Origin of the sequence: Serratia sp. CY27727 (assembly GCF_052169275.1) — a bacterium.
GTDB classification, from domain to species: Bacteria; Pseudomonadota; Gammaproteobacteria; order Enterobacterales; family Enterobacteriaceae; genus Serratia; species Serratia sarumanii.
In genome coordinates this window covers 21,834-46,324 of sequence record NZ_JBJNLB010000003.1, presented here as the reverse complement: position 1 = coordinate 46,324, position 24,491 = coordinate 21,834, and the positions used below count along the sequence as shown (strand labels likewise).

General features: G+C 56.3%; 25 protein-coding genes and 4 tRNA genes. 17 read left to right on the top strand and 12 right to left on the bottom strand.

The features are described from left to right. Positions 1–21: 21 nt before the first annotated feature. The 12 genes from recA to luxS all read left to right on the top strand — a co-directional run bounded on the left by recA (position 22) and on the right by luxS (position 9,241). On the top strand, positions 22–1,086 hold the full coding sequence (recA, locus tag ACJ8HB_RS09845; protein WP_004932541.1) for a recombinase RecA: 1,065 nt from the start codon (positions 22–24) through the stop codon (positions 1,084–1,086). Positions 1,087–1,146: 60 nt separating this feature from the next. Beyond that, positions 1,147–1,659: a recombination regulator RecX gene (gene recX / locus ACJ8HB_RS09840; protein ID WP_047569255.1), complete on the top strand. Its 513-nt coding sequence runs from the start codon at positions 1,147–1,149 to the stop codon at positions 1,657–1,659. Between the two features lie 133 nt (positions 1,660–1,792). Further along, positions 1,793–4,420, top strand: a complete 2,628-nt coding sequence (alaS, locus tag ACJ8HB_RS09835) for an alanine--tRNA ligase (RefSeq protein ID WP_094859819.1) — start codon at positions 1,793–1,795, stop codon at positions 4,418–4,420. A 252-nt stretch (positions 4,421–4,672) separates the two neighbouring features. Then, positions 4,673–4,858, top strand: a complete 186-nt coding sequence (csrA, locus tag ACJ8HB_RS09830) for a carbon storage regulator CsrA (protein ID WP_004091602.1) — start codon at positions 4,673–4,675, stop codon at positions 4,856–4,858. Positions 4,859–5,168: 310 nt separating this feature from the next. Continuing rightward, positions 5,169–5,261: transfer RNA gene (locus ACJ8HB_RS09825), tRNA-Ser, on the top strand. A 3-nt stretch (positions 5,262–5,264) separates the two neighbouring features. Further along, positions 5,265–5,341, top strand: a tRNA-Arg gene (locus tag ACJ8HB_RS09820). Between the two features lie 58 nt (positions 5,342–5,399). Beyond that, positions 5,400–5,476: transfer RNA gene (locus ACJ8HB_RS09815), tRNA-Arg, on the top strand. A 191-nt stretch (positions 5,477–5,667) separates the two neighbouring features. Next, a tRNA-Arg gene (locus ACJ8HB_RS09810) sits at positions 5,668–5,744 on the top strand. A gap of 178 nt (positions 5,745–5,922) precedes the next feature. Next, complete coding sequence (gene yqaB, locus ACJ8HB_RS09805) at positions 5,923–6,489, top strand: fructose-1-phosphate/6-phosphogluconate phosphatase (protein ID WP_033650025.1); 567 nt, start codon at positions 5,923–5,925, stop codon at positions 6,487–6,489. After that, positions 6,486–6,914 (top strand): YqaA family protein, encoded by a 429-nt coding sequence (locus ACJ8HB_RS09800; protein ID WP_004932520.1) that lies wholly within the window; start codon positions 6,486–6,488, stop codon positions 6,912–6,914. The genes yqaB and ACJ8HB_RS09800 overlap by 4 nt, the downstream gene beginning before the upstream one ends. Before the next feature lie 82 nt (positions 6,915–6,996). Further along, positions 6,997–8,559, top strand: a complete 1,563-nt coding sequence (gene gshA / locus ACJ8HB_RS09795) for a glutamate--cysteine ligase (RefSeq protein WP_047569248.1) — start codon at positions 6,997–6,999, stop codon at positions 8,557–8,559. A gap of 166 nt (positions 8,560–8,725) precedes the next feature. Further along, complete coding sequence (gene luxS, locus ACJ8HB_RS09790; RefSeq protein ID WP_019455133.1) at positions 8,726–9,241, top strand: S-ribosylhomocysteine lyase; 516 nt, start codon at positions 8,726–8,728, stop codon at positions 9,239–9,241. Positions 9,242–9,304: 63 nt separating this feature from the next. Here the strand turns inward: luxS and ACJ8HB_RS09785 are convergent, their stop codons facing one another. Beyond that, positions 9,305–10,594 (bottom strand): HlyC/CorC family transporter, encoded by a 1,290-nt coding sequence (locus ACJ8HB_RS09785; RefSeq protein ID WP_033637180.1) that lies wholly within the window; start codon positions 10,592–10,594, stop codon positions 9,305–9,307. A gap of 41 nt (positions 10,595–10,635) precedes the next feature. Beyond that, positions 10,636–11,427 carry a cytochrome C assembly family protein gene (locus ACJ8HB_RS09780; protein WP_033637181.1) on the bottom strand — a complete coding sequence of 264 codons (792 nt, stop codon included), beginning with the start codon at positions 11,425–11,427 and terminating at the stop codon, positions 10,636–10,638. A gap of 169 nt (positions 11,428–11,596) precedes the next feature. Here ACJ8HB_RS09780 and ffh point away from each other — a divergent pair, with 169 nt between their 5' ends. The 5 genes from ffh to rplS all read left to right on the top strand — a co-directional run bounded on the left by ffh (position 11,597) and on the right by rplS (position 15,213). Then, positions 11,597–12,958 carry a signal recognition particle protein gene (ffh, locus tag ACJ8HB_RS09775; RefSeq protein WP_004932504.1) on the top strand — a complete coding sequence of 454 codons (1,362 nt, stop codon included), beginning with the start codon at positions 11,597–11,599 and terminating at the stop codon, positions 12,956–12,958. A 214-nt stretch (positions 12,959–13,172) separates the two neighbouring features. Next, positions 13,173–13,421 carry a 30S ribosomal protein S16 gene (gene rpsP, locus ACJ8HB_RS09770; protein ID WP_004932501.1) on the top strand — a complete coding sequence of 83 codons (249 nt, stop codon included), beginning with the start codon at positions 13,173–13,175 and terminating at the stop codon, positions 13,419–13,421. 18 nt (positions 13,422–13,439) lie between these two features. Next, the gene (rimM, locus tag ACJ8HB_RS09765; RefSeq protein WP_047569240.1) at positions 13,440–13,988 is read left to right on the top strand and encodes a ribosome maturation factor RimM; all 549 of its coding nucleotides are present in this window, start codon (positions 13,440–13,442) and stop codon (positions 13,986–13,988) included. Positions 13,989–14,040: 52 nt separating this feature from the next. Further along, on the top strand, positions 14,041–14,808 hold the full coding sequence (gene trmD / locus ACJ8HB_RS09760; RefSeq protein ID WP_047569238.1) for a tRNA (guanosine(37)-N1)-methyltransferase TrmD: 768 nt from the start codon (positions 14,041–14,043) through the stop codon (positions 14,806–14,808). Between the two features lie 48 nt (positions 14,809–14,856). Continuing rightward, complete coding sequence (gene rplS, locus ACJ8HB_RS09755; RefSeq protein ID WP_025301638.1) at positions 14,857–15,213, top strand: 50S ribosomal protein L19; 357 nt, start codon at positions 14,857–14,859, stop codon at positions 15,211–15,213. A 143-nt stretch (positions 15,214–15,356) separates the two neighbouring features. On the opposite strand, the gene ACJ8HB_RS09750 is transcribed toward rplS, so the two are convergent. The 10 genes from ACJ8HB_RS09750 to ACJ8HB_RS09705 form a co-directional block, all read right to left on the bottom strand. Continuing rightward, the gene (locus ACJ8HB_RS09750; RefSeq protein WP_033637183.1) at positions 15,357–15,584 is read right to left on the bottom strand and encodes an ogr/Delta-like zinc finger family protein; all 228 of its coding nucleotides are present in this window, start codon (positions 15,582–15,584) and stop codon (positions 15,357–15,359) included. A gap of 89 nt (positions 15,585–15,673) precedes the next feature. After that, positions 15,674–16,768, bottom strand: a complete 1,095-nt coding sequence (locus tag ACJ8HB_RS09745) for a phage late control D family protein (protein ID WP_047569236.1) — start codon at positions 16,766–16,768, stop codon at positions 15,674–15,676. Continuing rightward, positions 16,765–17,238 (bottom strand): phage tail protein, encoded by a 474-nt coding sequence (locus ACJ8HB_RS09740; RefSeq protein WP_033652990.1) that lies wholly within the window; start codon positions 17,236–17,238, stop codon positions 16,765–16,767. The genes ACJ8HB_RS09745 and ACJ8HB_RS09740 overlap by 4 nt, the downstream gene beginning before the upstream one ends. A gap of 22 nt (positions 17,239–17,260) precedes the next feature. Then, a complete protein-coding gene (locus tag ACJ8HB_RS09735) occupies positions 17,261–19,354 on the bottom strand; it encodes a phage tail tape measure protein (RefSeq protein WP_094859818.1) in 2,094 nt (697 codons plus the stop codon). Continuing rightward, positions 19,347–19,469, bottom strand: coding sequence for a GpE family phage tail protein (locus tag ACJ8HB_RS09730; protein ID WP_072021583.1), 123 nt, complete (start codon positions 19,467–19,469; stop codon positions 19,347–19,349). Before ACJ8HB_RS09730 ends, ACJ8HB_RS09735 begins: the two co-directional genes overlap by 8 nt. A gap of 32 nt (positions 19,470–19,501) precedes the next feature. Continuing rightward, entirely contained in the window at positions 19,502–19,789 is a 288-nt protein-coding gene (locus tag ACJ8HB_RS09725; protein WP_033652960.1) for a phage tail assembly protein, read from the bottom strand. Positions 19,790–19,853: 64 nt separating this feature from the next. Then, positions 19,854–20,363 (bottom strand): phage major tail tube protein, encoded by a 510-nt coding sequence (locus tag ACJ8HB_RS09720; RefSeq protein WP_033641919.1) that lies wholly within the window; start codon positions 20,361–20,363, stop codon positions 19,854–19,856. Between the two features lie 12 nt (positions 20,364–20,375). Beyond that, positions 20,376–21,545: a phage tail sheath protein gene (locus ACJ8HB_RS09715; RefSeq protein ID WP_047569231.1), complete on the bottom strand. Its 1,170-nt coding sequence runs from the start codon at positions 21,543–21,545 to the stop codon at positions 20,376–20,378. A gap of 140 nt (positions 21,546–21,685) precedes the next feature. Next, positions 21,686–22,240, bottom strand: a complete 555-nt coding sequence (locus ACJ8HB_RS09710; RefSeq protein ID WP_033652963.1) for a tail fiber assembly protein — start codon at positions 22,238–22,240, stop codon at positions 21,686–21,688. Between the two features lie 2 nt (positions 22,241–22,242). After that, a complete protein-coding gene (locus tag ACJ8HB_RS09705) occupies positions 22,243–24,093 on the bottom strand; it encodes a phage tail protein (protein ID WP_060427199.1) in 1,851 nt (616 codons plus the stop codon). Positions 24,094–24,491 lie beyond the last annotated feature (398 nt).

Below are 24,491 nucleotides of genomic sequence, written 5' to 3'. Positions count from 1 at the left end.
TTGCGAAACGAAGGAGCAAAAATGGCTATTGATGAGAACAAGCAAAAGGCGTTAGCTGCGGCACTGGGCCAGATTGAGAAACAGTTCGGCAAAGGCTCCATCATGCGCCTGGGTGAAGACCGCTCCATGGACGTGGAAACGATCTCCACCGGCTCACTGTCACTCGATATCGCTCTGGGCGCCGGTGGCCTGCCGATGGGCCGCATCGTCGAAATCTACGGCCCGGAATCCTCCGGTAAAACCACCCTGACGCTGCAGGTGATCGCCGCTGCGCAGCGCGAAGGCAAAACCTGTGCGTTCATCGACGCCGAGCACGCGCTGGATCCTATCTATGCGAAAAAGCTGGGCGTCGATATCGACAACCTGCTGTGCTCCCAGCCGGACACCGGCGAGCAGGCGCTGGAAATCTGTGACGCGCTGACCCGCTCCGGCGCGGTTGACGTCATCATCGTCGACTCCGTGGCGGCGCTGACGCCGAAGGCGGAAATCGAAGGTGAAATCGGCGATTCGCACATGGGTCTGGCGGCACGCATGATGAGCCAGGCGATGCGTAAGCTGGCCGGCAACTTGAAAAACGCCAATACCCTGCTGATCTTCATCAACCAGATCCGTATGAAAATTGGCGTGATGTTCGGCAACCCGGAAACCACGACCGGCGGTAACGCCCTGAAGTTCTACGCTTCGGTGCGTCTGGATATCCGCCGCATCGGCGCCATTAAAGAGGGCGACGAAGTGGTGGGCAGCGAAACCCGCGTGAAAGTGGTGAAGAACAAAATCGCTGCGCCGTTCAAACAGGCTGAATTCCAAATCATGTACGGCGAAGGCATCAACAGCCGTGGTGAGCTGGTCGATCTGGGCGTGAAGCACAAGATGATCGAAAAAGCCGGCGCCTGGTACAGCTATAACGGCGAGAAGATCGGTCAGGGCAAGGCGAATGCCTGTAACTTCCTGAAAGAAAACCCGGCTATCGCCGCCGAGCTGGATAAGAAGCTGCGCGATTTGCTGCTGCACAGCGGCGGTGAGCTGGTGGCCGCTTCCGGTGACGACTTCGAAGACGACGAAGCGGAAACCAGCGAGCAGTTCTAATCGCTGAAGATGTGCGCCGCCGTTCGTGTGGCGCATATCCCATAAATTCAGGCTTGAATGATGAATGACTTGCTAAGCCGCGCCATGCGCCTGCTGTCGCAACGCGATCATAGTGAAGCTGAACTGCGCCGCAAACTTGCGGCGCAGCCGTTTGTGGCGAAAGCCCGTTTTGGCAGCAAGGGGCCACATGCGCCGGCATCACCGCCGGTGGTTGAAGAGCCGGTGGATCCTGCGCTGATCGAGCAGGTTATCGCCTACTGTTATCAGCATAACTGGCTGGACGATAAGCGTTTCGCTCACAGCTACATCGGTAGCCGCAGCCGTAAAGGTTACGGTGCGCAGCGCATCCGCAGCGAACTGATGCAAAAGGGCGTCGACAAAGCGCTGGTGCAGGACGCGCTGGCGGAATGCGATATCGACTGGTGCGAACAGGCAAAACAGGTGGCGCAGCGAAAATTTGGCGATGCGTTGCCAACCGACTGGAAAGAGAAAGCCAAAGTGCAGCGTTATCTGCTCTATCGCGGCTTCTTCCAGGAAGAAATTCAGTCAATTTACCGTGATTTTGCGCAATGAGCGCACACGGGGTTTTACTTCCCTCTGAAGAAAATTTATCTTATCCCCACTTTTTGTTCGTGAGCTGGTTGTCATCGTCGGGATGACGCGTCACCGGCTCACGTGTCGTTATTCTAGCCTTTCCAGGAAAATTATGAGCAAGAGCACCGCTGAGATCCGTCAAGCGTTTCTCGATTTCTTTCATAGTAAGGGTCATCAGGTTGTAGCGAGCAGCTCCCTGGTGCCTAACAATGATCCGACATTGCTGTTTACCAATGCCGGCATGAACCAATTTAAGGATGTTTTCCTGGGGCTCGACAAACGCGCCTATTCCCGCGCCACCACCTCGCAGCGCTGCGTGCGCGCAGGCGGCAAGCATAACGACCTGGAAAACGTCGGTTATACCGCGCGTCACCACACCTTCTTTGAAATGCTGGGCAACTTCAGCTTCGGCGATTACTTCAAGCACGACGCGATCGGCTACGCATGGGAACTGCTGACCGGTGAAAACTGGTTCAACCTGCCGAAAGAGCGACTGTGGGTCACCGTGTATGAAACCGATGACGAAGCGTTCGACATCTGGCAGAAGCAAATCGGCGTACCGGCCGAGCGCATCATCCGCATCGGCGACAACAAGGGTGCGCCTTTCGCTTCCGACAACTTCTGGCAGATGGGCGACACCGGCCCATGCGGCCCGTGCACCGAGATTTTCTACGATCACGGCGATCACATCTGGGGCGGCCCTCCAGGCAGCCCGGAAGAAGACGGCGACCGCTACATCGAGATCTGGAACATCGTTTTCATGCAGTTCAACCGTCAGTCCGACGGCACCATGCTGCCGCTGCCGAAACCTTCTGTGGATACCGGTATGGGTCTGGAGCGCATTGCGGCGGTGTTGCAGCATGTGAACTCCAACTATGAAATCGATATGTTCCGTACCCTGATCGCCGCCGTGGCTAAAGTGACCGGCGCAACCGATCTGGACAACAAATCCCTGCGCGTTATCGCCGACCACATTCGTTCCTGCGCCTTCCTGGTGTCGGACGGCGTGATCCCGTCTAACGAAAACCGCGGCTATGTGCTGCGCCGAATCATTCGTCGCGCGATCCGCCATGGCAACATGCTGGGCGCGAAAGACACCTTCTTCTACAAACTGGTGGCGCCGTTGATCGAAGTGATGGGCCCGGCGGCCGACGAACTGAAACGCCAGCAATCGCTGGTGGAGCAGGTGCTGAAAACCGAAGAAGAGCAGTTTGCCCGCACGCTGGAGCGTGGCCTGGCGCTGTTGGACGAAGAGCTGGCCAAGCTGCAGGGCGATACCCTGGACGGCGAAACCGCTTTCCGTCTGTACGATACCTACGGTTTCCCGATCGATCTGACCGCTGACGTCTGCCGCGAGCGCGGTTTGAAAGTCGACGAAGCGGGCTTTGAAGAAGCGATGGAAGCGCAGCGCCGCCGTGCGCGCGAATCCAGCGGCTTTGGCGCCGACTATAACAGCCTGATCCGCGTGGACGGCAGCAGCCAGTTCAGCGGTTACGATCACGACGAGCAGCAGGCGACGGTCATCGCGCTGTTCCGCGACGGCCAGCCGGTCGATCAGATCAACGCCGGCGAAGAGGCGGTGGTGGTGCTGGATGAGACGCCGTTCTATGGCGAATCCGGCGGCCAGGTCGGCGATAAAGGCGTGCTGAAAGCCGCCGGCGCTGAGTTTACGGTCAACGATACCCAGAAATACGGTCAGGCTATCGGCCATCAGGGCAAACTGGCGCAGGGTTCGCTGAAGCTGAACGATCGCGTGGACGCGCAGATCGACGCTGAGCGCCGCAACAGCATTCGTCTGAACCACTCCGCAACTCACCTGCTGCACGCCGCGCTGCGTCAAACTTTGGGCGACCACGTCGCGCAGAAAGGCTCGCTGGTTAACGACAAATACCTGCGTTTCGACTTCTCGCACTTCGAAGCGATGAAGCCGGAGCAAATCCGCGCGGTGGAAGATCTGGTGAACCAGCAGGTGCGTCGTAACCTGCCGGTGCAGACCGAGCTGATGGCCTTGGAAGATGCCAAAGAGAAGGGCGCGATGGCGCTGTTCGGTGAGAAGTATGATGACAACGTGCGCGTGCTGACCATGGGCGACTTCTCCACCGAGCTGTGCGGCGGCACCCATGCCAGCCGCACCGGCGATATCGGCCTGTTCCGCATTCTGAGCGAGTCGGGCACCGCGGCGGGCATCCGCCGTATTGAAGCGGTGACCGGCGCTGGCGCTATCGCTACGCTGCATCAGCAAAGCGATTTGTTGCAAGACGTTGCTCAGTTGGTCAAAGGCGACAGTAACACCCTGACCGATAAAGTGCGCTCGGTGCTCGATCGCACGCGCGCGCTGGAAAAAGAACTGCAGCAGTTGAAAGATCAGCAGGCGGCGCAGGAGAGCGCTTCGTTGTCCAGCCAGGCAAAAGTGGTTAACGGCGTGAAGCTGTTGGTCAGCCAGTTGGACAATGCCGAAGCCAAAATGCTGCGCACCATGGTAGATGACCTGAAAAATCAATTGGGTTCGGCCATCATCGTGTTGGCAACGACGGCTGATGACAAAGTCAGCCTGGTTGCTGGTGTGACCAAGGATCTGACTGACCGCGTGAAAGCCGGCGAGTTGATCGGCAACGTGGCGCAGCAGGTCGGCGGCAAGGGCGGTGGTCGCCCGGATATGGCGATGGCGGGGGGGACGGATATCAACGCCCTGCCAGCGGCGTTAAACAGCGTAGAAGCCTGGGTGGCCTCGAAGCTGTGAATATAAATAAATAGCACGCACAAACGCCATAATACTTTGTTGATTATGGCGTTTTCATACTGTGCTAACACAATTTAGTTACAATTGCGGGAACAAAGTTTTTCAGGTCGGCTAAACTTACCATTATCTGAGGTGGGACCAAGTCTGCTTACACTTATTGTGGGTTGCGTGGCTTACGTTTTCACCACATATGATGGATAATGACGGGGAAACTGAGAGACCCGACTCTTTTAATCTTTCAAGGAGCAAAGAATGTTAATTCTGACTCGTCGAGTTGGTGAAACCCTCATGATTGGCGATGAGGTTACGGTTACTGTGCTAGGGGTAAAAGGCAACCAGGTGCGTATTGGTGTGAACGCCCCCAAAGAGGTTTCGGTTCACCGTGAAGAAATCTATCAGCGCATTCAGGCAGAGAAGTCTCAGCAGACGACTTACTGATTCCGAAGCAGCGTCTCGTTGCCAGACGAGACGCTACTGCATCGTTTTACCCACTTCCTTCGCCCTCCCTCTTCTTTTTCGTGATTATTTTTCCGGTTAGTTTCCTGCTTAGTTGCTACAGACGCTACGGTTGCCTGTTGATAAAACGCCCTTTTTGCCGTGAAATCGCCCATGTTGGGTGCGAATTGTGCAAACGCGCATGACTTGGGAAAAATTGTTTGACTTAAAAGTCGGAGAAAGTAATATGTGCGCCACGCAGTGCCGATGAGCTTATCTAAAGCGAGTTAGGCACAATTCGAAAGAAGCGTTTGGTGAGGTGGCCGAGAGGCTGAAGGCGCTCCCCTGCTAAGGGAGTATGCGGTCAAAAGCTGCATCCGGGGTTCGAATCCCCGCCTCACCGCCATTTGCATCCGTAGCTCAGCTGGATAGAGTACTCGGCTACGAACCGAGCGGTCGGAGGTTCGAATCCTCCCGGATGCACCATATTAGCCGTATGGTAGAGTTGGGAACAAAGTACCATAGGGTATCAAAGAATTACTGTGCATCCGTAGCTCAGCTGGATAGAGTACTCGGCTACGAACCGAGCGGTCGGAGGTTCGAATCCTCCCGGATGCACCATTCTTCACTTCCCGTACAGCGAAGAGAAATCTTCAGGTGGGCAGTAAAAAAGAAAGTGTCCCTTAGGGAGGATAACGTTGCTTCAGCAACGGCCCGCAGGGTGAGGCGCAAACGCCGAATCATCCTCCCGGATGCACCATTCTTTAAGTCTGGCTTCATTAGCGAAGCAGGCAAGCAGTAAAAACAGTAATGCATCCGTAGCTCAGCTGGATAGAGTACTCGGCTACGAACCGAGCGGTCGGAGGTTCGAATCCTCCCGGATGCACCATATAAGAGAAACCCGCTTTGGCGGGTTTTTCGCTTTTCAGCATTTAACCATTCTCTCTTCACCCCTGTCCTCCTTTGCGCCCGATAGGGCACAGCACATTCCGTTATGACGCAGTCAGCGACAACCCAACGGCTTTACGCTAAAGTAGTTTTCTTTCCTCAACGATCATGGAGTAACGATGTACGACCGCTATCAGGGTCTTATTTTCGACATGGACGGCACGATTCTGGACACCGAGCCAACGCACCGTAAAGCGTGGCGTGAAGTGCTGTCCCGTTATGGCATGACGTTTGATGAAGCGGCCATGGTGGCGCTGAGCGGTTCGCCGACCTGGCGCATCGCGCAGGCGATTATCGCCAGCCATCAGGCCGATCTCGATCCTCATCACCTGGCCGCGGAGAAAACCCGCGCGGTGGAAGCGATGCTGCTGGACAGCGTGCGTCCATTGCCGCTGATCGAGGTGGTGAAGTCCTATCATGGCCGCCGTCCGATGGCGGTCGGCACCGGCAGCGAGCACCGCATGGCGGAAATGCTGCTGCGTCATCTCGGCCTGTTCAACTGCTTCGACGCGATCGTCGGTGCGGACGACGTGCAGCGCCACAAACCGGAGCCGGACACCTTCCTGCGCTGCGCCGAACTGATCGGCGTGCGGCCGGAAAAATGCGTGGTGTTTGAAGACGCTGATTTCGGCATTCAGGCGGCGAAAAGCGCCGGTATGGCGGTGGTAGACGTCCGTACGCTGTGAGTAGTACGCTAGCCGTAATATCGTTATTTGGCAGTAGCTTCCTCAGTGCGACGCTGCTGCCGGGAAATTCAGAAATCGTTCTGGTCGCCTTGCTGACCCAGAGTCGCGTCTCGCCGGAGTTGCTGGTGCTGGCCGCGACCCTGGGCAACACGCTGGGTGGCTTGACCAATGTCATTATCGGGCGCCTGTTACCGGCGTTGAAACCACAGCGGGGGCTGGCAACGGCGCTCGGGTGGCTGCAACGCTTCGGCCCGGCTGCGCTGTTGCTCAGCTGGGTGCCGGTGGTGGGCGATTTGTTGTGCGTGTTGGCAGGTTGGCTGCGCATGCCCTGGGGCTCTGTCGCGCTGTTTCTGTGTATCGGAAAGGCGCTGCGTTACATCGTTTTGGCTATGATAACGGTACAGGGCATCGCCTGGTGGCAGTAACCAAGTGAATATAACTCAATATTCTCTCGGGTGCGGATTCAGTATGCTTACGAGTTATTGTTTTTAGAAGCGGGAGGTCAATTTGATCCCGGACGTATCACAGGCGCTTTCTTGGTTGGAAGCCCATCCCCAGGCATTAAAAGGCATTCGTCGCGGCATCGAGCGTGAAACGCTGCGGGTCACGCCGAACGGCACCTTGGCGACCACCGGGCATCCGGAAAAGCTGGGCGCGGCATTGACGCACCACTGGATCACCACGGATTTCGCCGAAGCGCTGTTAGAGTTCATTACGCCGGTTGATGACAATATCGATCACCTGCTGACGTTCCTGCGCGATATTCATCGCTACGTGGCGCGCAATATCGGCGAAGAGCGCATGTGGCCGCTCAGCATGCCGTGCTTTATCGAAGCCGAGCAGGATATCGAGCTGGCGCAGTTCGGCTCGTCGAACATCGGCCGCATGAAGACGCTGTACCGCGAAGGGTTGAAGAATCGCTACGGCGCGCTGATGCAGACCATTTCCGGCGTGCACTACAACTTCTCGCTGCCGCTGGAGTTTTGGCAGGCCTGGGCCGGCGTGCAGGACGCAGAAAGCGGTAAAGAGCAGATCTCGGCGGGCTATTTCCGCCTGATCCGCAACTATTATCGTTTCGGCTGGGTGATCCCGTATCTGTTCGGCGCATCGCCGGCCATTTGTTCTTCGTTCCTCAAGGGGCGCGAGACCAATCTGCCGTTCGAGCGCACCGAGCAGGGGATGTGCTACCTGCCGTACGCCACTTCGCTGCGCCTGAGCGACCTGGGTTATACCAACAAGTCGCAGAGCAATCTGGGCATCACCTTTAACGATCTGCACAGCTATGTGGCCGGTCTGAAGCGGGCGATCGCGACGCCTTCCGAAGAGTTCGCCAAGCTGGGCGTGAAAGAGGGTGACCGTTACCTGCAGCTGAACAGCAACGTGCTGCAAATCGAGAACGAGCTGTATGCGCCGATCCGGCCGAAGCGCGTGACCAAAAGCGGCGAGACGCCGTCGGACGCGCTGCTGCGCGGTGGTATCGAATACATCGAAGTGCGTTCGCTGGACATCAACCCGTTCTCGCCGATTGGCGTGGATGCGGTGCAGGCGCGTTTCCTGGATCTGTTCCTGGTGTGGTGCGCGCTGGCCGATGCGCCGGAGATGAGCAGCGATGAACTGCTGTGCACGCGCAAGAACTGGAACCGGGTGATCCTGGAGGGCCGCAAGCCGGGCCAGACCATCGGCATCGGCTGTGGCGCCAGCCATGAACCGCTCGAAAAAGTGGGCAAGGCGTTGTTCGCCGATCTGCGTCGAGTGGCGGAAGTGTTGGACGGCGAAGCCGGCGATCGCCAATACCAGCAGGTGTGCGATGAGCTGGTCGCCGCGTTCGACGACCCTGAGCTGACCTTCTCCGCGCGCATCCTGAAAGCGATGCAAGCGGAAGGCACCGGGCGCGTCGGCCTGCAATTGGCGGAGCAATATCGCAAGATGCTGCTGGAAGAGCCGTTGGAAATCCTGAACGAGGCCGAGCTGGATAAAGAGCGGGAAGCCTCGTGGCAACGCCAACGCGACATAGAAGCCAATGATACGCTAAGCTTTGAAGCGTTCCTGAAGCAAAACGGCGGAAGCTGAAAAAGAAAAAGGCCACATCAATGTGGCCAAATATGCATCTCTGATGACAGGGATGATGATAACAAATGCGCGTCTTTCAGATACTGAGACTCGCAGGGTTGGAAAAGGTTTCCCGGTTAGGAAAAAAAGTTTCGAAATAAATGCTCTTTTACGAGGAGGTAGCGAAATGCCATTGCTGGATAGCTTTACCGTCGATCATACCCGTATGGCAGCCCCGGCTGTCCGCGTTGCGAAAACCATGAAGACGCCTCACGGCGATACCATCACGGTGTTTGATCTGCGCTTTTGCCGCCCGAACCTGGAAGTGATGCCCGAGCGCGGCATTCACACGCTGGAGCACCTGTTCGCCGGCTTTATGCGTGACCACCTGAACGGCCAGGGCGTGGAGATTATCGACATCTCCCCGATGGGCTGTCGTACCGGTTTCTACATGAGCCTGATCGGCGTGCCGGAAGAGCAGCGCGTAGCCGATGCGTGGAAAGCGGCGATGGCCGACGTGCTGAAAGTGACCGACCAGCGCAAAATCCCTGAGCTGAACGAATACCAGTGCGGCACTTACCATATGCACTCGCTGGAAGAAGCGCAGGAGATCGCCAAGCACATCCTGGATAACGACGTGGTGGTGAACCACAACGACGAGCTGGCGCTGCCGAAAGAGAAGCTGCAGGAACTGCATATCTAGCCGCGAGTTCCCGCAGAGAAAAAAAGACGCGATTTCGCGTCTTTTTTACGTTCTGGCCAGCGGTCAGTGATGGCCGACGCTGGACTGCAGCGAGGTGATCGGCGTGACCCGCACCTGTTTTATCATGTTGCCCTGCACGTCGAGAATGTCGATATCGTAATGGCCGATACGCAACCGGGTGCCGATTTCGGGGATCTCTTCCAGCTCTTCGAGCAGCATGCCGTTGACGGTGCGCGCCTCGTTGGCCGGCAAGGTCCAGTTGAAGGCCTTGTTCAGCTCGCGCACGTTGGCGGTGCCGTCGATCAAGACCGAGCCGTCGCTCTGCGGCGTGACCTCTTCCGCCAGCGTGGGTGACATCGAGGTGGTGAAGTCGCCGACGATCTCTTCGAGAATGTCCTCTACCGTGACCAGGCCCTGAATGTCACCGTACTCGTCGACCACGATGCCGACCTTCTCTTTGTTGCGCTGGAACTTCACCAGCTGCACGTTGAGCGGCGTGCCTTCCGGCACGAAGTAAATCTCGTCGGCGGCGCGCAGCAGGTTCTCTTTGTTGAACTCTTTTTTCTCGGTCATCAGGCGGTAGGCTTCGCGCACGCGCAGCATGCCGATGGCGTCGTCCAGCGAACTGCGGTACAGCACGATGCGGCCGTGCGGCGAGTGGGTCAACTGGCGCATGATCGACTTCCAGTCGTCGTTGACGTCGATGCCGACAATCTCGGTGCGCGGCACCATGATGTCGTTAACCGTCACCTTTTCCAGATCCAGCACCGAGATCAGCATGTCCTGATTGCGCCGGGAGATTTGCGACTGGGATTCGCGCACGATGGTGCGCAGCTCATCCTTGCTGACGGCATCGCTGATGCGCACGTTGGTGCGAATGCCGAACAGGCGCAGCGTCATACTGGTAATGCCGTTGAGCAGCCAGACCAGCGGGAACATCACTTTTTGCAGCGGCGCCAGCAGGAAGCTGCTGGGGAAGGCGATGCGTTCCGGGTAGAGCGCGGCGAAGGTTTTCGGCAGCACTTCGGCGAACAGCAGCACGGCGAAGGTCAGTATGCCGGTGGCGATCGCCACGCCGAGGTCGCCATACAGCCGCATGCCGACGATGGTCGCCAGCGCCGAGGCGAGGATGTTGACCAGGTTGTTGCCGATCAGCACCAGGCCGATCAGCCGATCCGGTTTTTGCAGCAGCTTCTCCACACGGCGCGCCGAGCGATTGCCCTGTTTGGACAGGTGACGCAGGCGATAACGGTTGAGCGTCATCATGCCGGTTTCGGAGGCGGAGAAGTAAGCGGAGACCACGATCATGATCACCAGGATAATGATGAGGGTCCCCGTCGACACATGCTCCAATGCAGTATTCCTTATAGAGAGGGAAAGTTGAGGCGGCCGGCTTAGCGCACCATCACTTGCTGAATCAGACGGCTGCCGAAGTAGGCGAGCGTCAGCAGGAAGGCGCCGGCGAAGCTGAACCAGACGACGCGGCGGCCGCGCCAGCCTTCATGGTAATGGCCCCACAACAGCACGATATACACGAACCAGGCCATGATCGACAGCACCGCTTTATGCACGTTTTCTTTGCTGAACAGGTTATCCATGTACAGCAGGCCGGTGCACAGAGTGAGCGTCAGCAGCACCACGCCGATCTGGGTGATATGGAACATCTTGCGCTCGATGCTCATCAGCGGCGGCATGTCGGCGCTAAAGGTCAACTTCTTGTTTTTCAGAAGGTAGTCGAGCCAGGCAAGCTGCAAGGCGTAGAGCGCGGCGATGATCAGGGTGGCGTAAGAGAACAGCGCCAGGCCGATATGCACCATCAATTCCGGGCTGGACTCCAGGTGAGTGATGAACTCGCCGGGCATGAAGCTGGCGAAGGCCAGATTGATCATCGCGAAGCTGTAGACGATCGGCAGCAGGAACCAGCCGCGGTCGCGCGAGGCGACGAAGGTCATGACCGAACAGATGATCAGGCTGACGATCGAGCCAATGTTCAGCAGGCTGAGATTCTGCCCGGCGCTGACGTCGAAGATGCGCTGCTGCAGCGCGATAGCGTGGCAAATCAGCGCCACCACCGCCGAGACGAGGGCAAGCCGACGGTATGCGCTGTTCTTCCGCAACAAGCTGGGAATGATCAGTCCAAGGCTGAGCAGGTAGGCCATCAAAGCCACAATGGAGAAAACTGGCATAGCGTTTAATTTTGCTTCGGCGTGGTTAATTGGAGTGTCAGTATAACGTTGCGCGCGTTTCACTCCAACCTATCTCCAACGCTGAGGCAGAGATCCGGCGCGCTTCGTGTTATCATCGGCGCAATTGTGTCGCCGGAGCGGCCTGTCATCACACGTTGAGCATGAGACGATGTTTGAAAATTTAACCGATCGATTGTCGCGCACGTTGCGCAATATCAGCGGCCGCGGGCGGCTGACCGAAGAGAATATCAAGGAAACCCTGCGTGAAGTGCGTATGGCGTTGCTGGAAGCGGACGTCGCGCTGCCGGTGGTGCGCGACTTCATCAACCGCGTCAAAGAGAGCGCGGTCGGCCATGAAGTCAACAAGAGCCTGACGCCGGGGCAGGAGTTCGTCAAGATCGTCAAGGGCGAGCTGATCGCCGCGATGGGCGAAGTCAACACCGAGCTGAATCTGGCGGCTCAACCGCCGGCGGTGGTGCTGATGGCGGGCCTGCAGGGCGCCGGTAAAACCACCAGCGTCGGTAAGCTCGGCAAATTCCTGAAAGAAAAACAGAAGAAGAAAGTGTTGGTGGTTTCCGCGGACGTTTATCGCCCGGCGGCGATCAAACAGCTGGAAACGCTGGCGGAAGGCGTCGGCATCGACTTCTTCCCGTCTGACGTCAAAGAAAAACCGATCGACATCGTCAATCGCGCGCTGCAACAGGCCAAGCTGAAATTCTACGACGTACTGATCGTCGATACCGCCGGCCGTTTGCACGTTGACGAAGCGATGATGGACGAGATCAAACAGGTGCACGCGGCGATCAAGCCGGTGGAAACCCTGTTCGTGGTCGACGCCATGACCGGCCAGGACGCCGCCAATACCGCCAAGGCGTTTAACGAAGCGCTGCCGCTGACCGGTGTGGTGCTGACCAAGGTCGACGGCGACGCGCGCGGCGGTGCCGCGCTGTCCATCCGCCACATTACCGGCAAGCCGATCAAGTTCCTCGGCGTAGGCGAGAAGACCGAAGCGCTGGAGCCGTTCTACCCGGATCGCGTGGCATCGCGCATCCTGGGCATGGGCGACGTGCTGTCGCTGATCGAAGATATCGAAAGCAAGGTCGACCGCGAGCAGGCGGAGAAGTTGGCCAACAAGCTGAAGAAGGGCGACGGTTTCGATCTGACCGATTTCCTGGAGCAGCTCAAGCAGATGCGCAACATGGGCGGCATGGCCAACATGCTGAGCAAGCTGCCGGGTGCCGGCCAGCTGCCGGACAACGTCAAGTCGCAGATGGACGATAAAGTGCTGGTACGCATGGAGGCGATCATCAACTCGATGACGCTGAAAGAGCGCGCCAAACCGGAAATCATCAAGGGCTCGCGCAAGCGCCGCATCGCGATGGGGGCCGGCATGCAGGTGCAGGACGTCAACCGCTTGCTGAAGCAGTTCGACGAAATGCAGCGTATGATGAAGAAGATGAAGAAAGGCGGCATGGCGAAGATGATGCGCGGCATGAAAGGTATGATGCCGCCGGGCTTCCCAGGCCGCTGATAGGCCTCCGCACGCCGAGTGCGGGCGCTTTCAGCATTCGCCGTTCGCGGTGAAAACCGCCCGAAATTTGACAGGCTGCAAAAGTTGTCTCCTGCGATCGATGCTTTAGATTGCTTTTTGCGCCAAAATGAGTAAAATTTTCGGGCTTTTTATATTGCAACCGGGCCCCGTCCCTCAATGGGGCCCGGCTGTTTTATTAACTAAAGAGGATGTTATGGTAACAATTCGTTTGGCACGTGGCGGCGCTAAAAAGCGTCCGTTCTATCAAGTAGTAGTGACCGACAGCCGCAACGCTCGTGATGGTCGTTTCATCGAGCGCGTAGGCTTCTTCAACCCGATCGCTTCCGGTCAGGCTGAAGCACTGCGTCTGGACCTGGACCGCATCGAGCACTGGGTCGGTCTGGGTGCAACCGTTTCTGATCGCGTTCACGCGCTGATCAAAGACGCTAAGAAAGCAGCTTAATCTGTCGCGGTGGTGGCAATGAGCAAGCAACTCAAACCGATAGCGCCGATCGCGCCGATTGTACTCGGTAAAATGGGGTCCGCTTACGGCATTCGTGGTTGGCTCAGAGTGTTTTCATCCACCGAGAACGCCGAAAGCATTTTTGACTATCAGCCGTGGTTTATCCAGCAGGCGGGTCAGTGGCAGCATATCGAGTTGGAAGACTGGAAGCGCCACAGTCAGGATCTGATCATCAAGGTCAAAGGCATTGACGATCGGGACGCGGCGAATCTGCTGACTAATCGCGAGATTATGGTGGATTCCGATCAACTTCCTCCGCTGGAGGGTGATGATTACTACTGGAAAGACCTGATGGGCTGCCAGGTAGTCACCACCGCCGGCTACGAGCTGGGTAAAGTCATCGATATGATGGAAACCGGCTCGAACGATGTGATGGTTGTGAAAGCGAACCTGAAAGATGCGTTCGGCATGAAGGAGCGGTTGATTCCGTTTCTTCATGGGCAGGTTATCAAGAAAGTCGATCTCACTGCCCGCGTGATTGAGGCAGATTGGGATCCTGGTTTTTGACCCCCGGATCAAACGGTCGAAGCAAGTGGAATAACGGTAAGGGGATTGGCTTGTGTTCATCGGTATTGTAAGCCTGTTTCCTGAGATGTTCCGCGCTATCACCGATTACGGGGTGACTGGCCGGGCAGTAAAAAATGGCCTGCTGAGCGTGCAGTGTTGGAGTCCTCGCGACTTCACCTACGACCGGCATCGCACCGTGGACGATCGCCCTTACGGCGGTGGCCCGGGAATGCTGATGATGGTGCAACCTTTACGGGAAGCCATTCATGCGGCGAAAGCAGCGGCAGGCGAGGGAGCAAAGGTGATTTATCTGTCACCTCAGGGGCGCAAGCTGGATCAAACCGGCGTGTGCGAACTGGCGGCCAATCAGAAGATGATTCTGGTGTGCGGCCGCTACGAAGGGATAGACGAGCGCGTAATCCAAACCGAAATTGACGAAGAATGGTCAATCGGCGATTACGTTCTCAGCGGCGGGGAACTGCCGGCGATGACCCTGATTGATTCAGTCGCCCGTTTCATACCGGGTGTGCTGGGCCATCAGGCCTCAGCGGAGGAAGACTCCTTCGCCGACGGATTGCTGGACTGCCCGCACTATACCCGCCCCGAGGTGTTGGAAGGGATGGAAGTGCCGCCGGTTCTGCTGTCGGGCAACCATGCCGAGATACGTCGCTGGCGCTTAAAGCAGTCGCTGGGCCGAACCTGGCTTAGAAGACCTGAACTTCTAGAAAGCCTAGCTCTGACTGACGAGCAAGCGGTGTTGCTGGCTGATTTCCAACGGGAACATCAGGCCAGGCAACAGGACTATGAAGGAAACGTCTGACATCAGACGGGACCGATATATCAGTTTACCTAGGGTAAGAGACATATTATGAGCAACATTATTAAGCAACTTGAACAAGAGCAGATGAAACAAGACGTACCTGCATTCCGTCCGGGTGATTCCGTGGAAGTGAAGGTATGGGTCGTTGAAGGTAGCAAAAAACGTCTGCAGGCATTCGAGGGCGTGGTTATCGCTATCCGTAACCGCGGTCTGCACTCTGCATTCACTGTTCGTAAGATTTCCAACGGCGAAGGTGTTGAGCGCGTATTCCAGACTCACTCCCCAGTAATCGACAGCATTGCTGTGAAACGTCGTGGTGCCGTTCGTAAAGCTAAACTGTACTACCTGCGTGAGCGTACTGGTAAGGCTGCTCGTATCAAAGAGCGTCTGAACCGCGTTGGCTAACGCTGCATCCAAAAGTTAATAGTTATCAGGGGTTGGCATTATGCCAACCCCTTTTTTTATCTGGAAAATCTATCACCTCGCATTTGCGAGACCTGGCCGCCTGGCAGCGACATTAAAAAGCCTGCATAAGCAGGCTTTTTGCATTACAGCGCGGCGGCGCTTTGTTTATGCTGACTCTCCGGCGGGTGCGGCTGCGCCGGGACAATGTCATCGCCAGGTTTGACGATCACCCGCGCGACGGACTCGTGCGTGGCGAACGTGCAGCTGCAATTGATGTTGCGGCATTGATGGTAACGCTCTTTGGTAGACTCGCTCAGATAGCGGCTGGAGCGAGTGTGGGCCACGTGACCGCATAATGGACAGTGCATCATAGTTGAATCCCTCGTTCTGCTACATCAGGTTATATGACTTATAATAGCTCATTGACTCGCAAAAGCAAGATTAAGATGCAAATGAATTATCACCCCTCCGTGATTGCAAACTCCATGCGTTGAGTCAGTACATCCAATGCGAGGCTGGTGGAGAAACCTCGATCATTAAGCGTGTGAACGACTTGACTTATGATCCACGCTTGTTTGTCGATAACCTCTTTGAATCCACTCAGGTGGATCGGCGTTTCTGGACTGAGCTCAGGGCGGCCAACGGCGAGGTTTATGGATAATTGCACATTCCCTTGTTGAATGTTTGCCCACCTGGCTTTTGCCGCACGCATTGCGCTTTCTTTATTCGCGTAGAGCGTCGGCAGGGTAAAAACGTTATTGCTTTCACCTGCCAGATAGCTTGAAGCCGCATTTTCATCTGTGGTATTCCCTTCCTCACGTTGTACTGTCATCTGCTGTTGCCTGGCATGCTGAGTATCTTGCCATTTGGCAATAACGCCGGTGTAAGCGTTCCGATCGGCCACATTGAAGTAGTGCTGGTCGCCATCGCTGCGTTCCAAAGTCAGTGACGGCAGCGGTTTGCCCGAGATGCTTAGACCAGAACCTGGGACCAGAAACAGCAGGCGTTCATTTTTAATGGCGGCGACTGCACCATTCATGGTCGCCAGCCGGGTAAGAAAGGCGACATCCGTTTCCTGAGACTGATCGATATGCGTGATTTTGATCTCTGCCAGTCCTGCCGCCAGCGTATGCCTCATCCGGTTACGGTTGGCCACTTCGTTGACGATGTCACCAAGGGGGCGATCGTGATAGGAATGATCTCGCGCCACGTTCATCGAGTTTCGAAAGTCGACGCTGCGGGCCCGAATGACGAGTTTATCCGGTGCGCCACGATGTTCGATTTCATCAACGATAAACTTGCCTTTGTCGATCAAGGCGTGTCCTTTCCAGCCGAGCTTCACAGTGAGCGTTTGGCCGCGTTTGGGCATGGCGATTTGCCCATCCGCATCGTCGAGCTCAAGATCCAATCGATCCGCGGTAAAACCGCGATTATCGGTTAACGTCAATGAGAGCAGACGGTGGCGGAAAGCCTCCGTGATGTCTGCTTGCTGCAAAAACAAGGCGTAGTCTGGCGCAATGAGCGCGCCAATAGGGACGGGGGTTTGCGTGATCACGGCAGCATCTCCCTGAGCCGCGCCGCAGCCTGACCTGCTTTATCGGCAAGGTCAGAGGCTTGTTGGCGCAGATCGCCGAACATGGCGATCAGCGATTCATCAACGCGCATCAGATTGATCGTAAATTCTATCTGTCGCGCGCTGCCGTTCGAAAAAAGCTGGGTTTTCGTGTCGACTATGCTTTCAATGACATACATCCCATGAATAGTTCCATTGCCCTCGATCAGTGGCCAGGCTCTGCCTTGGGTAGCCATGAGCTGAAGCGCCATCAATGACAATGTCCCTCCGGTCACTTCCGGTACCAAGACTCCCGTCAGCGTTATTTTCTCATTGTCTACTCCCAGAAACTGCGCGGCAGGGCGCTGGCCGATGCGCGGCAGAGTCGGCCAGCGGTAATTGGCGCTGCGTTGCATGCTTTGATAAGGCACGGTTTTCAACATAAAAACGAACATGCCGAGGGTCAGCATCATCATATTTCTCCTATTCGCATGATTAACTCATCCGGCTGCGAGCATTTGCCGCCTGGCGATGAGCAAGTAATTCAAATTGCCGCGCGACTTCGCGGCCGATGTCTTGTTCATTCTGACCGGCGCCGGCAGTGATGTTGATAGTGACCGACGGAACCTGGATTTGGGTTACCGGCGAATCTGCTACCGGCGAGGCCGGCATTACAGGCGCGCTGAGCGACAGTAAAGCCGCCGACATGGCGGCCGTATGGCGGCGGCCGGTCACCTGAACGGGGCCGCTGACCAACTCAGGACCGTTTTCGCCTACAATGCCGAATTGTCCGGCAGGAATGTCTCCCCCGCGATCGAACTTGCCGGCAAACCAGGCGCTGCCGTTTTCGGCATTGCCAGAGGTGCCGCTCTTATCGCCAAATTGCATCCAGTCGGGAAGATATTCGGTCAATGACGTCAGTTGTTTTATCCAGCCATCAATGGTGTCTGAAATGTAATTCTTCAGCGCCTCACACCCTGCCGATATCTGCTCCCAGAGATGGCTAAAGAAGGGGCCGACCTTGTCCCAGTTTTCAATCAGGGTAAAAGCGGCAAGCGCAACCAGGCCGACAATGGCCAGCAGCGGGTTGGCCATCGCTATCCGCCCTAGCCACATCATGGCTTGCCCTGCCTTTAGGATCGCGCCGCTGATAATAGAGAACCCTGAGAGTACCTGGGTGGCGACCAGGCTGACGCCGCTAAGGCCGCCGAGCAATAACGTGAGCCCACCGGCGACCTGCAGCAAGGTGCCGGCCAACGCCGGATTATTGGTTATCCACATATTCAGTTTCACCAGCCACTCTGTCGCCGTTTGGGTCAGTTCCCGCAGGGCAGCGTTTTGGCCGCTAAACAGGTTGATTCTCAGGCTATCCCATGAGGCAAAAAGCTTTTGGATATCACCATCCATATTGTCGCCTTTGACGGTGACCAAGTGCTGCGCTGAGCCGGCAACCTGGTTGGCCTGGAGCTTCTCTCTGCCCGAAGGCGCAATCTGTTGCGCCGCACTGACGATATCGACACCTGTTGTGGCTTTGCTTTTCATGGCCGCACCAACGGCCCGAATATCCATGCCATATTGATTGCTGGCCAGCGCCAATACATCGGCAATGCGGTCGAATTGATCGGAGCCCATATTGAAGCTGTGCAGCATTTCCGTCATCGTTGCGGTGGCTTCGTTGACGCTGCTGCCCGTCGCGGCGGAGAGTGTCAGTGCGGCGGGCGAAGCCGTTAAAATTTCCTTGGCATTCAACCCTTGTTTTGCCAGCGCTGTTTGCGCTTGTAGGGCTTGATCCGGGGTATAACCGGATTGGCTCATACCGCGAGCCTGCTGCTCGAGAGCCGTGAGCTGCGGATCAGATTTGCCCAGATTCAGCTGCGCCCGCAGTTGAGAAAGCTGTTTTTCAAATTCGATTCCCGGCGCCAGCAGGTTAGCTCCCCCTATGGTGGCACTTTTGGCGACAGAAAAGCCTGCGCTGCTGGTGTTGCGTAATTTTTCCAGCTTGTCGAGGCGCGCTTGATTGCCTGCCTGTGCGGATCGATAGCGCTCCTGCGCTATCGATTGCCGTTGTTCTTTTAGGGTAACGATAGCGGCGCCGGCATTAATTCTGCCGTCACGCAGATTTTTGCGCTCATTGCCGAGCGATTTTAGATTAATCCCTTGCTGGGTAAGATGATGGCGCTGGCTTTTATCGATTGCGGCGAGGAGATCACGTTTCTTTTCCAGGGCATTTATCGTCTCCGCGACCTGCGCAATCTCTTTGTTCATAAATCGGGAACGCTGGCTTGGCTCGCGATCTTTCGTCAGCATTGCCAGCGCGGCGGATTTTTTGCGCGACGCTGCCAGCAACTTATTGGTCTCAGCCAGCGACTGGTTCGTCTTTTGGAAAGCGTCGATGTCATTTTCCTGCTGGCGCAGATGTTTGACTTTTTTCTCTGCTCGTTGGATATCCTGTCCCAGACTGTTGTACAGGTTTTTATCCCCGGTGGGCCTGCGCAACTGCCTCATCAGTTCTTTGCTCTGCTTGGCTATCGCTTGAAGCCCGATGACAATCTCGTTTTGTGACTCCAGCTCCTGTCTGCTGTTACTCATCTATTTTTACTCCACTACGTTGCAGCGCTCTGTGGCGCCAGCCGATCAGCTCCGCCAACGTCATGCCGTTCATTTCTGACGGCGGCCAGTGGAAAATCACCGCGATATCCGCCATCAGGTCATCTACTGTCAGAGTAGGCTCGACCGTTACTCGGCCGATGTCGGCGACAAAAAACCGATCACCTGGCCGGCCAGCGCAATCAGGTCAGGCAGTTCCAAACGGGTACACTCTTCCTTGGTCAGGTTCGGGTAGGTGACCCGAGGCAGAATAGTGATTAACGCGTCGACATCGGCGTTGGCCAGCGCGGCCAGACCGATGCCGCGCAGGCTGCCGGCATTCGGCTTGGTCACTTGCACGCGAGTGATTTCACTGTCGCCACGTTTAATCGGAGTATTCAGGACGACGGTGTTCTCCGGGGATGCATTCAGTTCCATGGGGTATCCAGTTTTCAGTCGGAAAAAGAGGGCCAGCGCGGGGCTGGCCGTTTGAGGTGAAAAATTACAGGCCGATGGCGCGGCGGTGCGCAGCCAGCAGATCTACGCCGTCGACTTTTTCGATCATGTTGACGGTATCGATCTCGATCAGCTCTTTGCCGTCGATGCTCAACTTGAAGTAGGTGCAGTCGGTGGAAACTTTGGTTTCGGTATCTTCACCCTGCTTGAAGTCGCCGCTGTCGATCTCTTTATGACGGCCGCGCATCACCACTTCGAGCGCAGAGACGTCGCCGGTATCGTCGCGTTGGAAAGAGCCGGTAAAGCGCAGCGGTACCGCATCGACGCGGCCCCATTGCTTGAGCACCAGTTCGTCAATGCCGCCCATGGTCCATTCCACCACCAGCGCATCGTCATCCAGGCCGAAGTCCACCGAGGCTGCGCCGCTCATGCCGCCGCCGCGGAATTTTTCCAGCTTGCGTGTCAGTTTCGGCAGCGTCATTGAGGAAACCACGCCCATGTAGTTGAAGCCGTCGTTAAACAGGTTCAGGTATTTCAGTTTTTTTGGCAGTGCCATGCTTCAGTCTCCTTAGCTGTTCACGGATGCGGCGAAGTTCGCCAGGTAGCGATCGGTAATGCGCTGACGCAGAGTCAGATCCTCCAGAGGAGGTACCGGGGTGTAGTCGTAATCGATAAACAGCTTGCCGGCCTTCAGGGTCTCTTTGTCGTTGGCGCTTTCGTCATACCAGCAGTCACCGTCGATGATCAGACCTGCGGATTTAAGTTCGCGGAACTTGGCCTTGATGCCGTCGATCATGTCGCGGATCAGCGTCGGGGTGAGCGGACGATCAATCGCCCACAAATGAGCTTCGGCCAAGGTGTCGGCCAATACCTGCGCGGTGCGGGTATAGTTTTCAAACTGGAACAGCGGCTCGTCGGAGCAGGTGCGAGATCCCCAGAACTTGAAGCCATCTTTGCGGATCAGGGTGGTGACGCAACCTTCATTCAGCAGATCGGCGTCGGTGCCTGCGGTTTGCAGATCCCAAAATACGCTGGCCGAGATGCCGCTCACGCCGTTGACGCCGACGTTGGATAAGGTTTTATGCCAGCCGGTCTCCTGGTCGATCTTGGCACGCAGCCCCAGCGCACGAGCGGTGGCGAAGGCGATGTCGCTGCTGTTGGTGGTGGTATTCCAGTTGATGAAGTCCGGCCAAATCAGCATCAGTTCGCGCTGGCTGAAGTTGGCGCGATATTTGATGGCGTCGGACACGGTTTTACAGCAGTAAGCGCTGATATAGCCGAAAGCGCGCAGCTGCTGGCAGATGCCGGCCAACGCGGTCGCCACTTCCTGATTATCATGGCCCGGTACGCCCAGAATGCGCGGTTTCACGCCCAGCTCGGCCTGAGCGGCCAGCAGCGCTTTCATGCCAGTGTACTTACCGTTTTCATCGGCGCCACCGATGATATTGGACGTGGTTTCGGCCTCGTCTTTCCCTTCCGCCACGCGTACCACGACGGTTACCGGCTTAGTCTGCTCGGCGATCGCCAGCAGCGAACGCGCCAGCGTCCCTTTTTTACCTGCTTTGCCGCTGGCGGCCAGGACGTCGGTAATCAGCACCGGGGTGTTGAGAGGAAACAGGGTTGCATCGGCATCTTCTGCGGTACAAACCATGCCGACAATGGCCGTCGAGACGGTGGAAATTACGCGGGTGCCTTCGTTGATTTCGAGGACACGCACGCCGTGGTGATAGTCACCCATAGCATTACTCCGTTTGTGGTTGGTGATGACAGCATGCCTGTTGGCAGGCGGCGCCGCATCTCATTCGGGGTGTGGGATAACTGGTACAACAGCAGGAAAAATAAAGAAAAAAAACGCCCCAAGCGGGGCGTTGAACGACGTTATTGCGGCGGTTGCGGCCAATCGATATCAGGGGCCGCTTCGGGATCGACCCGATTAAGCAATACGCGGTAGGTTTTCCAGCGGGTCAGCAGCAGCAGTTCCTCTTCGCTCGCCATTCCCAGGTCAGAAGCGTCGTTAAGCGTTTCTATCTGCAGCGAACTTTGCTTAATCAACTCTTGTTTTTTATTAGCAGCCTGTTGCCGTAGCTCTTGAGTTGAATACGATCTTGGTATGATTTTTTCTCCATCAAAAATCCAGCGGCCGTTAATATCAGCGCCTTCCGGCAAGTTTCCGACCTCTGCCACGCTCATATTTTCCGGGAAAAATCCGGAAACGTCATAATGGCCTTCGGCATTCGGTTTCGTGGTGATTGAACGAATGATCCCGTCCTTGTCATACATCAGTTTTACCGTTTCAGGACGGAAGCTTTTTTGACATTCATACCAGTCTTCCCCAGCATCGGATTTTAAAAACAAAACACCGTGCGAGGCGGCCAGTTGTTTCTGCTCTACCGTTTCCGGCGCGGCGAGGGTAAAGTTCTTCATGTTATTCATCACTAAACGCTCCAGACGGTAACCCAATTGCCACCAATGTGTTTTTGCAGCGGACGACGGAAAATTACGTCGATGTATTCATCCACGTTGTTATTTGCTGCGCCGGTCAGGACATAACCCGCACTATCCGAATAGCCGGGGCCTCGCCAGGTAGCGATACTTTCCACATTACCCAGGCGAACATCGCGCACAAAGTTTTGATTGAGATAGTTGCTTAAATAGCCACCCCAAATGCTGCCGTTGATATTGCCGTCATTAAAGTAGGTTGCTTCACCTAACATCAGGCGCGGCCATGGGCCATTGCTGCGAATATCGCCTTGATGACCAAATTGGAACCAGCCATCAGAGCCGCCAGATGAAACATGCATTGCGCCAAATGCACGCTTACCTATCTCCTCATAAAAGTAATGATCAACATACTGATTACCTGCACCTTGTATGTGCAGCCCTTGAGTATTGCGATTACCACTGGTTTCGGTTATTACCCCTTTTTTAGTAATAAAATCTTGGCCATTGATATAAAGAGTTCTATCAACGTGGGCGTCTAAGCCAACGGTAAGGTTTTCATTGGCCCGAACGTTTTTTGCACCCAGACTTAATTGACCCTGGCTATCATTAATGATGCGAACATCATAATCCGCGTTCGTATTGCCATAATGGAAATCTATATAGGGCGAGGTTCCGAATAATTCGACGCCGCCTTTGGTGGTTAACGACCCCATCACTGTGGCGTAAGGTGTGGTCAATCCCGATTTCGTTTCAATTGAGCCGTTGACCGTCAAGCTGCCGGTAATGGTATCGCCGCTCTGTTTGACGAATTTGCCGTCGGCTTCCGCCTTGCTGTAAGCACCGACGTCCGCAGCAGTCGGTTTAAAACCGGTGGTGTAAATTCGGTACCAGTTCAGGGGTTTGTCAGGGGTGGTGGATGTGCCGACGTAAGATGATCCATTAGTCTGAACCGCCAGATAGCCACTGGAAGGGCCGCCGTCGATTGGCAGGTTCAGCACGCCGTAGACGCCGCCGCCCGGCGCGTTTTTCGATGCGCTGGTGACACGGTAGATCTCGCCAAGATTGCTGATGGTCTCCTCGCGATGTTTCGGGCCAGAGCCTAGACCAAAGGCGCCCACCTCCATCAATTGGCTGGCTTGCGTACCGACGTTACACGTGGCGGCAGTACCCAATTCCAAGTTGCGGCGCGCGATGGACTTGTTTGGCAGATCTTTCAGGTTAGCGGCAATTTTCAGAGAGGCGTCGCTGACCGTTTTCACCGCTTTTGGGGTGGCGGCCTGCGTTTCGCTGGCGCTATTGCTGTCGTTGCTCAATTGAGTGAAACCCTTTGCCAGCAAGGTGGCGTCAGGATGATTGCGCGAGCGGGCATGTTCGTCGATAGCGGCATTCAGCATATCGCGCGAGACCAGTAAGGCGGTTTTGTCTGCGACGATCGTCGCATTGGCGTCGCCTTTTACCAGAAGCACCATGCGCACGACCTGGGTGCGGCCGGCACCTTCGGTCAACTGCGGCTTGTAGGTGTCGGGCGTATTGGCGATCGCCACCAGCACGCCGTTTTTGTCATACAGCCCCAGCTCGCGGATCCACCAACCACCAACGTCCTCCGGGATCACTTGTTCGGCGATCACTTGGTTGCTGTTGCCGGTATCTATCTGCAGTGAATTCAATGCTGCGCGGCGTTTTTCGTTCACCAGCTTGGTCTGGCTTTCATCGGGCTGCGTTGGCGAACCGCCGCCGTCGCCGACCGCCATATGCGTAATTTCCAGCTTTTGGCCGGTTGCTGCAGCGTTAGCCAGCAGCGTTTTGCCCTGTTCGGTGAGCAGGGCGCGGTATTTTGCTGTCATGGTGTGGTTCTCTTCTGTTTGCCGGCCGGGTAGGTAAGGCCGTTTTTATACATCACATACAGGCTCAATCCGCGCAGGATCTCGCCTGACCAAAAGCCGAAGAACATGCCGTTATCGGTGCCGAGACGCGGCGCGGGCGACCAGCCGCCGTCCATCACGTCACCGGTGGAGAGGTAATGCCTTTGTAATTCCGTAACGCATTGTTCGATAAAGTGTTCGAGGCCCTCAATTTCACTGCCGGCCATTTTTGCCAGCACCGCGCCAGCCAGCCACAGGCCGCACATGTGGCCGGTAAAATCCTGTGCATCGGGCTGCGGCAGGCTGGCCATCGGGAAATCGGTTGGCGTGACACCGTCGGCGTCATTGGTAAAATCAATCAGCCAGCGCAGCCAGTTTTC